The following is a 12,655-nucleotide window of genomic DNA, read 5'->3' on the forward strand; positions in this document are numbered from 1 at the left end:
CGCATTTTTATAAATAGCAAGCCTTTCTGTCGCAAAAAAGCGAATCTGAAATATATTTCCAGGATTCGCCCTTGCAGGTTAAATTAATTTCCCTTTGTTTTTCCCTGTTCTCCCGTGTATAACAATTCATCCAGCATTCTCTGCGGATGGTTGAGGAATTGTTTTGTGATAAAGTAATGCTCTGTTTGCTCGTACATCGTCTTCTCTATGCCATGCTCGCCCAAAACAAAAATATCCGCATCGGGATACGCCATCAGGATCGGAGAATGCGTTGCAATGATAAACTGCGAGTTGCGGCTGGCAAGCCCGTGCAGCATCACCAGAAGGGAAAGCTGCCTTGCCGGGGAAAGCGCCGCCTCCGGCTCGTCAAGGATATACAGCCCGTTTCCCCAAAAGCGGTTCTCCACAAGCGCCATAAAGCTTTCCCCATGCGACTGCGCGTGCAGCGATTCCCCGCCGTAGGAATGATAGATGCCTGAACGCTCTTCCTCCATCTCGTCCACATTGGAGGCTACGTTGTAAAAGCTTTCGGCGCGCAGGAAAAATCCGTCTTTTGCAAAAGGAATTCCTTTTGCAATCCTGATGTACTCATACAGGCTGGAATGCGTGCTGCGTGAAGAGAAATTAAAATTTTTAGAACCGCCTTCCGCATTGAAGCCGTATGCCACTGCCACCGCCTCGAGCAGCGTCGATTTTCCACTGCCGTTCTCACCAACAAGGAAAGTGACCTTTTTTGTCAATTCAAGCGGCCGGTAAAGCGCCCTTATTGCCGGAATCCCGGCCAGGTACGACCGTTCCAGCTCCGCGCGCTTATCCTGCCGCAGTACAACCTGTTTTACATACATTGTTTCTCCCCATGCTCAGTACGCGTAATAACCGAACGCGAGCAACATCATTGCAGAGAATACGGCTACGATAATCGATACCGCCAGAAAAACAACGCTGAGCACAAAGCCTGCGGTTCCCATTCCCCTCGCCGTGGAACGCATTCCCTTCCTGCCGCTGACAATTCCGATAATACCACAAACAATCCCAATGATCGGTACCCAGATGCCAAGGATGCTTACCAGCCCCATTACAAGGGCAAGCGTCGCGCTTCCTTTCGGATCGTGAACAAACACCGGTACGCCCTGCGGCGCCTGCTGCTGCGGCTGGTATACCTGTTGCGGCGCTTCCTGCCCGAAGTTTTGCTCTCCCTGAACGGCTGGCGGCGCCTGCTGCATGTCCGGCGCAGTCTGCCCTGCCGGCTCTGTGGGCTGCTGGGGCGCCGCTCCATTTTGCAATACCTGCGATTGCTGCAAAAGTCCGATCAGCTGGTTCACTGTTTTATGGAAGCTGTCCTTAACGGCAAATCCCCACGCCCCGGTAAAATCCATCTCCCCGCCATATACGCCGGGCAGCCATACAGTGCGCAGCCACGCCTCGAGGTGCACCCGCCCGCCCATATACTCAAGCTTGATAAACTGCGGCGCTGCAAGCGCTCCAACGCCCTTTTTCCATACATTTTCGCCTTTGAAATTTACATACTGGTATCCTTCCTTCCCGAAAAAATCCTGCGACACAAATGCAATAAACTGATCCGCATCCGGCCTGTCCACATAAAAATCTGCCATAAACCTTGCCATCACTTTTCTCCTTTTCCTGTTTGTCTCCGTATGATCGATCTATTTTATCAAACTTCCATGCACCTTTGCAGGCGCAGGAAATACAGATACTTTTCTTTGACCGGAATTCCGGTGATTTCTTCAAGCGCACGTGCATAGAGCTCAAGCTGAACTGCATAACCCTGCGCGGCCTGTTCCACCGTATTGTGCGTCACGCGGTCTGTTTTATAGTCTACAAGCACCCATTTGTCTTCCAGGAAAGCAAGGTCTAAAATACCCTGCACCATCATGCTGCCTTCTCCTTCGTAGCCGATGCTCTGCGCCTTTACCTCCAGATTAAACGGCTGCTCCTTCAAAACGCGCCCGGCGGTTTTGATCCTCTCATAAAGAGATGTTTTCAAAAAGCCCTCAATCCATTCCGTGTGTGCAAGAACCGCCTCGCGCTCCTGCCCGGTCAGCAGCTTTCGCGCTTCCATTTCAAGCGCCGCCTCACGAACATCCTGACCGGTAAGCACAACGCGTTCCATCATGCTGTGCACAAGCGTGCCAAGCCGTGCGCCTGTGATCTCCTCGTCGTCCGGCTGGAGGTCTGGTATCAGGAACCTGCGGATATTCGCAGCGTTCGACTGCTTTACTGCGCTCACCGAAACCTTTGCAGGGATATCCGGCTGGCGCGCAGCGGATAGAAGCTCCGCCCGGTCCTCAACTTTTGCCATTTTATTACAGTATTCATCAAAGTCGAACGTGGTTTTTTCCTTTTCCCCTGCCTCTTCATCCCCTGCAAAACGAACCGGTATCTGTCCGCCGGCATTCGCCGCCATAATCCAGTCCAGCATGGATTTTGCATCCTCGTAGGAGCCCATATCGTGCATCATCGCCCATTCGTGCCGCGCCTTTTCAAGGTTCCCCACGCTTCCGGCAAGAAACAGCTTTTCACGCGCGCGCGTCATCGCCACATACAGCACGCGCAGCTCCTCCGACAGGTATTCGCGCCGGATTTGTTTTTTTGCAAGCTCAAGCTCTATCGTTGAACGCCTCACAAGGCTTTGCTCGTCGATATACTGCATCATCAGCCCATAGTCTGAATGGATCAGCATCCTGTTTTTAAAATCCTGCACAGTAAGCCTGCGCTCGAGGTTTGCAACATAGACGATCGGATATTCGAGTCCCTTGGAGCTATGAATCGTTGTAATGTGCACGCAGTCCGCGCCACCGGCTGCCATCGCTGCTTTGACATACGCGCCGTCCCGTTTTTTTGTTTCATGCAGGGCGCGAAGCAAAAGATAAAGGCTGTTGCCCTGCGCGGCGCACAGCTGCGCCGCCATACCAAGAAACTGCGAAAACGCCGTACGCTTCATTTCGCCGTCAGGTACGCAGGCAAGGTAGGTTTCAAAATCAAATTCCGTCGCCACAAGCGACAGAAATTCAGGCATCGCAAGGGATTGTGCACAGGTTCTAAGGTAATCGAGCTTTTCATAAAAGGACCGCAGTTTTCTTGCCAGCGTGTCCTCTTTTTCCGCCGCATACATCTGTGCCGACTCATAAAAAGGTTCCTTATCCCTGTCTGCGCCGATTCGAATACGTGCAAATTCCTCCTCGTTCATTCCACCGATAAACGACCGCATCACACTCAGAAGCGGTATGTCCTGCCGCCTGTTATCCACCAACCGCAGGATGTTCACAAACAGCTCGATCTCCTTAAGCTCCCTGGCCTGTTCCACATCAATGGAGCAGGGAATGCCCCGCCTGTCAAGCTCCGCCTTCAGCAGATAAATCATATCGCTGCGCGAACGAACGAGTACTGCAAAATCTCCAAACGCCGCTTTACGCATTGCGCCTGTTTTTTTGTCGGTCACCTCGCCCGCAAGCTCCCTCTCGATGCTGCGCGCAATCATTTCCGCTTCCACCGCATGCCTGCTGCGCGTTTCATCCTCACCGTCGTCCGCCTCGCAGGCGAGCAGGATTTCGGTCTTGCCACCCCGGGCGCTGCCAACCAGCCGCTCTCCCTCGTCGTACCTGATCTCCCCCAGGGTTTCGCACATTACGCATTCCATGATGCCGTTAACCGCATCGATCACGCCGCTCTTACTGCGGAAGTTGTCATTCATCAAAATCAATTCGCCGCCTTCGGCCTGCGCGCGGAATTCCTGTGATTTCTCCTTGAAAATAAGCGGATCAGCCAAACGGAATTTATAAATACTTTGCTTAATATCCCCCACCATAAAAAGGTTTCCATCGCCCGACACGGCTTTTATAATGCTCTCCTGTACCGGATTGGTATCCTGATATTCATCCACAAAGATGTACTGGTACAAATCCGCATACATCCTGCGCACCTCTTCATCCTCAAACGCACGCAGCGCAAAATGCTCCATATCCGAATAATCCAGAACGTTGAGCTCCGATTTGCATTCCGCATAATATTCGTGAAACTGCCGCACCAGGGCAAGCATTGCGCAAACGTCCTGCTGCGTATGCGCCAGCTCCGCACCGGCGGTAACATGGAAGTTTTCGCAATCATCCCCGGCAAGCGCCTGTTTCAGCTCCTTACGCGCCTGGGCGTACAAATCCTGAATCCGTTTCTTACACTCGTCTCCAAGTCCTTTCGTGATGCTGGGTATCTTCATGCCCACGCTGTTTTTGCGCAATGCGGCAACGCCGTTGTCACGCGCATAGGAATACGCCTCGCCAAGCAGCGTGGCGCAGGCTTCGTCCTGTGCAAGCTGCTGTGGATATTTGCTGCCGGAAAGCGTGGCGCTGGCATCCATCAGACGCTTTGCACGCAGGAGATGTTCCATGATATTCCCGTCGTACTGCGCTTTCAGCCTTGCGATATATTCCTCATTATTTTTATGCTCTGATCGCTCCGCCCACGCAAACGGCTCCGGCTTGCTCATAATATGATCGTAAATACGGAACAGATATTCCATCAGCTGCCTGTCGTCCCCACGCCTCGTATAGCGCTGCACAAGCCGCAAAAAATCCCCGTCTTCCTCTTCATACAGCCCGTCAAACAACTCGCGCGCAGTCTGCGTTTTCATGCGGTTCATCTCTCCCGCATCCATGATACGCACCGTTGGAGACAGCCCCAGGATCGCATAATTTTTGCGCACCACCTTCCCGCAAAAGCTATGAAAGGTGGAGATATCCGATACCGCGACAAACTCCGCCTGTTCATACAGGCGCTTTTCCCCCTGCCGAAGCGCCTCCTCTCGCAACTCCCGGGCTATCCGCTGCCGCATCTCTGCCGCCGCCGCATTTGTAAACGTCATAACAAGCATTGTGCGGATATCCGCCCCGCCCTCAACAAGGCGCGCGACGCGCTTTGCAAGCACGCTCGTCTTCCCGCTGCCCGCGGCAGCTGATACAAGTACGCTTTTTGTCTGTGTCTTAATTGCCCTTGCCTGTTTATCTGTCAGTCTCATACCTGTTCCCCATGTCCGCTGATTTTCTCCATTGCCTGCTCCCGCGTCAATTTCTCAATCACACGCGGATGGTTCCCCGTATATCCCTCGTCATACATACAAATACTCGCAAATTCACAATAGTCACAGCCCATACGCTGCTCGAGCCGGTACGGCATGATCTGCGTATTTCCCTGCTTCATTTCAAGTACCGCCTGACCGATCAGTTTTTTGGTAAACGCTACCAGCTCTTCCACCTCATCCGGGCTGAACAGCCTGTCCTGCGCATTTTTCCTGACACTGCCGTCCTTTTTACGTTCAATCGCGATCGTGAGGACAATATCGCCTTCCCCGCCGTAGAGCTTTTGTGCCGTATCAAAATCAACGCCGCAAATACCCTCCATGTCAAACTCCCCGTCAACGTCTTTCCCTTCCTCTTCAAAGGACGGAAGATGTATTTTCAAATAGTTCGCGCCTGCAAATTCCGCGCCGTTTCCCAGCAGCTCGCGCACTGCAATGATATAGATCATCAGCTGCAGGCTAAGGCCGCTCGCGAGTTTCAGGAGCTTAAATTGCGGATCGCCTGTTTTATAGTCCACAATATCAAAATAGAGCGTACCATCGATAACTGCCGTATCGATACGGTCTATTTTACCATTGATCGTAAGCCCATCCGTAAATTCCTGCGAAAACCAGTATTCACTCTCCGCAGGCTGCAGGCTTGCGCGTCCGGTCTGCGTACGGATTGCGTGCGCCGCAAGCCCTACCTCTCGTTCCACCAGGGCCAGCACGTTTTCATTGTGCCTGTTTAACGTATATTTACTTTGCTCCTCACGCGCCGTCCCTGCGCAGGCCTTCAGGGTTTCCACAAACTCCTCTTCCGGAACATCTGCCCAACGCGTTTGCTTCTCCTTGAATGTGTTTGTCAGCTCCTCCAGAATTTTGTGCGCATAGTTTCCAACATCAAGCTGGTCGATCACATATTCCCTCGGCTGCTCCACATTCAACCCGTAAGCAATAAAATGCTTGTAAGGGCATTCAAAATATTGCTCGAGCCTGCTCGCGCTGCCCTTCATTTCTCCATACAGGGCAGCGGCAATATCCGCATTGAGCCGCGCTGCCGCATTCGCATTCATCACGCCGCGCCGGATGGCCCGCTGCTTTTCCGGAAGCGTGTCGTCTGCCAGTACGGCTGCAACTACCTTTCTGTCATATTCCTCAACCGTCCCGTCGGCAAGCCCACGAACGATACGCGCAGCCTGTGCATAGGCGTTCTGCTTCAGAAGCGGCGCGATATCAGCGGCACGGTTCTGCTTTACCGCTCCGAATAATTCGCCGAGCTTATCGATCAACGGCGACGGTTTTTCCCTCCCGTCGTCCACATAACTGAAAAACAGCTTTTCCTTCGGCTTTGTAACGATTTTCTGTATTGCCAGCTTTTGCTTTTCCACATTCCCGGTAAACCGGAGCCCCGCAAGCTGCGAAAGCAGCAGCTCCCGTTCATAATCAGCAAGAATATCGGACGGCTGTTCGTAATTTGGTAAAAGCCCGTCGTTCGCCCCCACAACAAAAACAGCCTTAACATCGTCAAGGCGGATATAAGAAACATCTCCCACCGCCACCTCATCTGCTCCCGGCGGGATCACGCCGATTTTCTGTGATGTAAGCCCTGTTTTCAGTAAAGAAAGTATCTGCCCCTTGCCTGCCTGCGTATCTTTTAAAATCTCCCTTGCCTGCGTCAGGATGCGCATGGTCTTATCAAAAACCTGCCCGTTCCACTCCGCGCTTTGCAGAAGCCCCGCCTCACGCGCTGCCTTGGTCTGTTCCGCAAGCTTCGCGTCCACATGCAGCCTCTGCATATACGCAAGCACGCAGCCAATCAGGCTGTCCGCGTCCTTTGCCCCCTTCGCCGCTTCACGCAGCTCGGTCACTGGCTCCATAAGGCGCAGCCTTGCCCGCTCCGCGCGCGGCTCCTTGAACGGATAGCCAAATGCAAACCCGTCGCGCACATTGCAGTACGCATAATTTTCCAGTGCGTCCGCCTGTTCCTCCCTCAGATCGCAAAAGCCTGTCCTCGCGTGTGCAAGTAACGTATCCTTTTTCAGCCGTCCCTGTGCAAGTTCAAGCGCAGTCAATAAAAACATACTGAATGCGCACTGTGCAAGCGTCCTTTTTTCTCCTGTAAAGCATGGAATGCCCGCCTCTGCAAAACGTCTTCTTATCACAGGCGAATAGCGCTCCCCGCTGCCGCACACAACAGCCATGTCGCGGTAATCATATCCATATTTCCGGTTAAGCCACACAATCTGCGCCGCCACCGCGCGCACCTCTTCGTCAACGTCCGGCGCACTTGTTACGCTGATGTCCTTCGCCCGTTCTTTATGCCGTGCAGGATAAGCGTAAAGATTCTTTTCAAGGTGCAGGATGTCCTTCGAAATTTCCCTGTCTTCCGTAATGATCGTTGTTTCAAGCCCCATTTTTATCGCATCCTGCAAAAATTTATTCCTGTTTTCATTACAGATTTCATAAACCCCGCTATCCGGAGCATTGGTCTGTGCGTAATAAAAGGACATGGTCGTATCCTTTGCCGCGTGCATCAACGCTTTTAAAAAACGCACCGTCTGCGCATTATAAATATCAAATCCATGAATCACAAGATGCGCGCCTTTTAAAAATTCAGCTTCCGGGATATGCTCGATGACAAGGTTAATTTTGTCTTCAGTGTCAAAAAGCCCTGCTGTCTTTTCCTCAAAACGCTCATACAGAAGCGCAATATCTGCAAGCTTTTTTTTGGTGTTTTCATGGTTCGTATCGATTTCAAGCAGCATTTGCGGCGTTATGTCAAGCGTTTTAAGCTCCGCGATCAGTCCTGAAAGCTCCATGGGAACATCGCTTTTCCTTGCGCTTTTGGCAAGCGCCTCAAGATGTTCCTGTTCGCCGTCCAAAATAAGGCGCAGGATCATACTCTTTCCCACGCTGTCAATTTCAGGGATCGTCCTGCCATACGTACTTTCCAGCACCCTGTCGCAAATACGCGCAGGGCTTTGTACGACCGCGCCCATCAGCCCCTTCAGCCCAAGCTTGTGCATAAGCTGCTTTTCCGTGATATAGGTGGCCTGCGGCGGCACAACAACCAATACATTCGCAAGCGGATCTTTGCGGATGATCGATCCTATTTTTTCCATGACATAATCGTCTCTTTTGCTGGCGGTTCTTCCCAGCACAAATTCAACGCCCACGTATCGCTCCGTTCTCTCAAGGTTTTTCAAACCAGAACATAAAAATTTTACTTAGCATTATTATATCATGGGACGCAACCAATTTATGGATTAAATTCAAAGTATTTCAGGCAATAAAAAAAGGTTATAGCCTAATGGCTACAACCTTGGTTTACAAAAGGTTTTTAACCTCTTACTAAGTAGTTCAGCAAGAGATTCAAATCTTCTGGCTCGGATACGATCAAATCCAACTCGTCGATCTGTGCGTCTTTGAACATCTGCGTCAAAGCGATGTACTGGCACAGTGTGGATTTCAGATTCAGTCTGTCACCCTCTGAGGTAACAAGCTCTACCTTGCCTTTGCAGTCCTTCAATAATTCAAAGAATTTCTGCGGTTCGCTAATGTTTTTAATTTTCACTCCGTTGTCCTCCTGACACATTATAAATTTGTGGGTTCCGGGGAGTTTTTTGGAGCTCACCCTTTGTGTAATAGTAACACAAAGCCCTACATACTGTCAATATAACCCGTATGGATTGCCCGTAAACATTTTAATGAAACTTTTACAGAAAATACCTGAAAATAATCGGCAGGGCGATGGCAACGCTTCCAAAAACGGCAATCATAACCTTGATGACTGTCATATCGTGCTTTGTCTCCCGCTGCACCTTCCTGAGCTTTTCGTGAATGGTTTTGATTACCGCGTCATCGGCTTCTTTGCGTTGCTTTTGCTCCTGCTCGCGCAGTTGCCGCACAGCTTGTTCCCAATCGCTCATGCGCGAGGTAATCTCTTCAGAATATATATTGAGCCGCTTTTGCAGGTCTGCTGTCTGTTCCCTCAGCGCAAGCCTCAGCCTGTCCTGCTCCCGCCTGATCGTTTCGTATACGGTGAGCGTACCGTCTACAAGCAGCGCGGAATTTCTCAAAAGCGCTTTCATCTGCGACTTGGTATGCTCCAGCTTCTCATCGCTCTTCTGCAAATCGGAAACAAGCGCCGTTACGCCTTCCATTTCTTTCAGGGCCTTATTCAGCTCGTCAATACTTTCATTTAGCTGCTCAAACATAGCCATGTTTTTTCCCCGTCTTTCCTGCCCTTTAAATTCCCGGCCTTCAGATTCCCCACTTTTCCTCCAGTGCCAGCGTCGTCCCGTTTTCCTTTAGCTTTTCGATTGTTTTGTTCATTTCTGTCTCGACGGCGCTCTGCCCTGTCGGCAGCATAATACAATATCCAACCGTATAAAGCGGTTCCGCCAAAATCCTGTAGCCTGCATCCTGGAACTGTCTGGATATTGCGCGCGGCATGATCACCGCCGGAATACGCCCGGCTTCCAAATCGAGCATTGCGCTTTCGTAATCCGCATACCGCTCGACCTCAAAGTTTAACTTTTCATCCTCCAGATACTGCTTCAGGTCGTCCACAGACATTGCGGTATTGATAACGCCAATCGACGTCGCCTCAATGTCCGGCACCCTCTGCACACGCGAATCCGCACGCATAACGGCAACGACGTCGTCCGTATAGTATGGCTCGGTCAGTGTAAAGCCTTTTGTTTTTGAGACATTTTCGCCTGTCGTCAAAAGCCCCAGCGCAATATCGATGTTGCCATACTTGATTGCACCGCCCGCATCCTGCGATGTAATAGGATAATACTCATACATTTTTTCCTGATTTCCGAGCAGGTCTTTCAGTACTGCGTCGATATAGTCCCTGTCAAAGCCTATCAGGTTCCCGTTTTCATCTTTTCCGCCAAAGCCTTCTATATCAGTACGCAAACCAATCCTCACAACGTCGCGCGTCATAAGGAAGCTTGTATCAAATCCCTGTCTGGTTGCCAAATTGGTAAACAGAACCGCACAGGCGATTACCGCGGCAATAATCAAAATGGTAATCAAAAGCGGTTTTTTATTTCGTTTTATAAACTCGGCGCCCCTGCTGCGGCGGTGCGATTTAAATTCTCTGTCCAAATTATTTCTCCTGTTTGTCTATGTGGCTTATTATACTGATTTTCGCGGAATAATTCAACCAAACACTTGCAAAACATTTTTTAACATGATAAATTTAGGTTAAATATCAGTCATAAAATAAATGAAAAAAAGGACATGTAATTTATGCCTCAGAAAAACATCGAATCCATCCTGGTCATGGGAGACTCCGTCGCAAAGGGCGTTGTGTTCCATCCTGAGAAAAACCGATATATTTTTTCCAAGTCGGGGTTCATTCGCAGGCTTGGAACCATGCTCAAGGCCAAAATCCTTGATTTTTCCAAATTCGGCACCACCTCTGATTATGGATCAAAGCTGCTGGGCGATAAGCTCAGTGACCTCAATCCTGATCTTGTGCTGATTGAGTACGGCGGAAACGATTGCGATTACAACTGGGATGAGGTCGCGCAAACCCCCATGAAAGAGCATTTCCCCAATACGCTTGTTACGGCTTTCGAGGAAAATATCACCCATATGGTAAATTCCTTAAAGAAAGAGAATAAAATACCGGTGCTTATGAATCTGCCGCCGCTTAACGCGCCTTCGTATTTTCGCTGGTTTACCAAAAACGATCCGCAACGCGCCCATAATATCTTAAAGTGGCTGCATGATGTATCCAAAATTTACTGGTGGCAGGAAAAGTATTCTTACACAATCGAAAAAATCGCCCGCGCGACCGGCACGCACCTGATCAACGTCCGTAATGCGTTTTTGAGCCAGCAGCATTATCAGAATCTTATCTGCGAGGACGGTATCCATCCCAACGAGAAGGGGCAGGCCCTGATTGAAAAGACTTTTATCGATTATATCGAAAAACACGCGGCATATATGATGGTATAAATAAATTGCATTAAAAAAGGCGCATATCAAGGTGTATGCGCCTTTTATGATTGCCGCTTATCGCCTCGCGGCAGCGGTTCTTTCCCATGCTTTCTTCACGCCTTTTGACGTAACAAATACTCCGTTTTTTAAATTTCACTTTCCGCTGTTGCGCTGTCAATCAGCTTGATGAGCTCGAGCGCGCTTCGAAATTTCTTTTTTTCGTTTTTTTCAGACCAGACAACCTGACCCTGCCAGGTCGCGTTTTGCCTGTATTGTATCTGAACGATAAATGTCGCTTTTTTCCCAGTTACATTAATTGCTTCCGTCTGTTCTGCCATACTTTTTGCCCCACTTGCCTGAGTTTTTTCCTGCGCTTCTTTTCTCTTTCCAAACACCCGGTGCTCGATTGCCGCCTGCGGATATTTCAGTGTATTCAAAACAGAATCTATTTTGATCACCATTTCATTGATGTCGCAAAACTCTTCTGGTTTTTCCAGGCATTTGTGGTGAATGCTTCCAAAAAAACCTGCCCCGTCTCTCTTGTCTACGCATACATGAATACTGTTTTGCACAATTCATATATCCTTCCTCAGCTTATCATTACTATTATAATCCAAGCCAGTCACAAAACCGGTCACAAAATTGGCCTTGCATAGCCCTTTTGAAATTATAAAACAAAAAAGGCCCTTTCATTTCTTCCGCTTACAGCTCATTTACCGTATGCTTCCTAAATGATTTCGTATCCTGCGCCGCAGTTCTCCGCAGCAACGCAAAATGGATACTGCTTCGCAAGGGCATCCTGCGCTTCCTGTACCGCTTCTTGCGGAAAAATAGCAAATACGCAGCTCCCGCTTCCCGTCATCATCGCAAAATCCGCCCCCAAAGCCCTGCATGCACAAATCACATCAGAAACCTCCGGGCATATCCTGATCCCCGCAGGCATCAGCACATTATTTGCCAGTGAAAAATACCGGCGCACATCGCCTTTGGCCAGCGCATCTGTAATTCCATCCATATCAACCGTTTCCTTCGGCAGCTCATGAAACACACTGTACGCCTGCCCTGTCGGCACGCCGCCCTCCGGCTTTACAAGCAAATATGCAAATCCGCACCGGTTCGCTACTGGCGATAATACTTCTCCCACGCCGCGCGCGCGCATACATCCTCCCTCGATAAAAAACGGAACATCCGCGCCGATCCCGACGCCGATCTCCTTCAACACTTTTTTCGAAAGATGCGTTTCATAAATCCGGTCAAGCGCGGCAAGCGTCGCCGCCGCATCGCTGCTGCCTCCGCCCAGCCCTGCCTGCGAGGGGATTCTTTTTTCAAGCGTGATTTTTGCGCCGCCCGTTATCCCTGTTTTTTCAAAAAACAGGCGCGCCGCACGCAGAACGGTATTATCTCCCTGCGCTTCCATACCGTCGCACAAAAGCGCCAGCCCGTCCGCGCGCACTACGGTTAATTCATCCGCGAGGGATATATTCTGCATCAGCATATCAAGCTCGTGCATCCCGTTTGGATATTGTCCAATTATGTTAAGGGCCAGATTCAGTTTTGCATATGCCTTCAGTTTCATAATTTCTCCCGCATTCAAATGGTCAGCAACATTATAGCATAAAGCGTTGT

The 12,655-nt window shown here is 50.1% G+C and carries 10 protein-coding genes; 1 reads left to right on the top strand and 9 read right to left on the bottom strand.

The features are described from left to right. Positions 1-83: 83 nt before the first annotated feature. The 7 genes from CHK_RS02190 to CHK_RS02225 all read right to left on the bottom strand — a co-directional run bounded on the left by CHK_RS02190 (position 84) and on the right by CHK_RS02225 (position 10,189). Positions 84-845 carry an AAA family ATPase gene (locus CHK_RS02190; RefSeq protein WP_046442403.1) on the bottom strand — a complete coding sequence of 254 codons (762 nt, stop codon included), beginning with the start codon at positions 843-845 and terminating at the stop codon, positions 84-86. A gap of 15 nt (positions 846-860) precedes the next feature. Then, on the bottom strand, positions 861-1,625 hold the full coding sequence (locus CHK_RS15475) for a hypothetical protein (protein ID WP_052740178.1): 765 nt from the start codon (positions 1,623-1,625) through the stop codon (positions 861-863). Between the two features lie 47 nt (positions 1,626-1,672). Next, a complete protein-coding gene (locus CHK_RS02205; protein WP_046442404.1) occupies positions 1,673-5,029 on the bottom strand; it encodes a UvrD-helicase domain-containing protein in 3,357 nt (1,118 codons plus the stop codon). Continuing rightward, on the bottom strand, positions 5,026-8,247 hold the full coding sequence (locus tag CHK_RS02210; RefSeq protein ID WP_046442405.1) for a PD-(D/E)XK nuclease family protein: 3,222 nt from the start codon (positions 8,245-8,247) through the stop codon (positions 5,026-5,028). The genes CHK_RS02205 and CHK_RS02210 overlap by 4 nt, the downstream gene beginning before the upstream one ends. Before the next feature lie 164 nt (positions 8,248-8,411). Then, positions 8,412-8,645 (bottom strand): hypothetical protein, encoded by a 234-nt coding sequence (locus CHK_RS02215; RefSeq protein WP_046442406.1) that lies wholly within the window; start codon positions 8,643-8,645, stop codon positions 8,412-8,414. A 142-nt stretch (positions 8,646-8,787) separates the two neighbouring features. Further along, positions 8,788-9,294: a hypothetical protein gene (locus tag CHK_RS02220; RefSeq protein WP_046442407.1), complete on the bottom strand. Its 507-nt coding sequence runs from the start codon at positions 9,292-9,294 to the stop codon at positions 8,788-8,790. 40 nt (positions 9,295-9,334) lie between these two features. Then, the gene (locus CHK_RS02225) at positions 9,335-10,189 is read right to left on the bottom strand and encodes a substrate-binding periplasmic protein (protein WP_046442408.1); all 855 of its coding nucleotides are present in this window, start codon (positions 10,187-10,189) and stop codon (positions 9,335-9,337) included. A gap of 144 nt (positions 10,190-10,333) precedes the next feature. On the opposite strand from CHK_RS02225, the gene CHK_RS02230 reads away from it, so the two are divergent. After that, positions 10,334-11,047: an SGNH/GDSL hydrolase family protein gene (locus CHK_RS02230; RefSeq protein ID WP_046442409.1), complete on the top strand. Its 714-nt coding sequence runs from the start codon at positions 10,334-10,336 to the stop codon at positions 11,045-11,047. Positions 11,048-11,175: 128 nt separating this feature from the next. On the opposite strand, the gene CHK_RS16865 is transcribed toward CHK_RS02230, so the two are convergent. Continuing rightward, on the bottom strand, positions 11,176-11,601 hold the full coding sequence (locus tag CHK_RS16865) for a hypothetical protein (protein ID WP_235811596.1): 426 nt from the start codon (positions 11,599-11,601) through the stop codon (positions 11,176-11,178). 155 nt (positions 11,602-11,756) lie between these two features. After that, entirely contained in the window at positions 11,757-12,605 is an 849-nt protein-coding gene (gene ispE / locus CHK_RS02240) for a 4-(cytidine 5'-diphospho)-2-C-methyl-D-erythritol kinase (protein WP_046442410.1), read from the bottom strand. Positions 12,606-12,655 lie beyond the last annotated feature (50 nt).

The organism is Christensenella hongkongensis, from assembly GCF_000981035.1.
Taxonomy (GTDB): domain Bacteria; phylum Bacillota; class Clostridia; order Christensenellales; family Christensenellaceae; genus Christensenella; species Christensenella hongkongensis.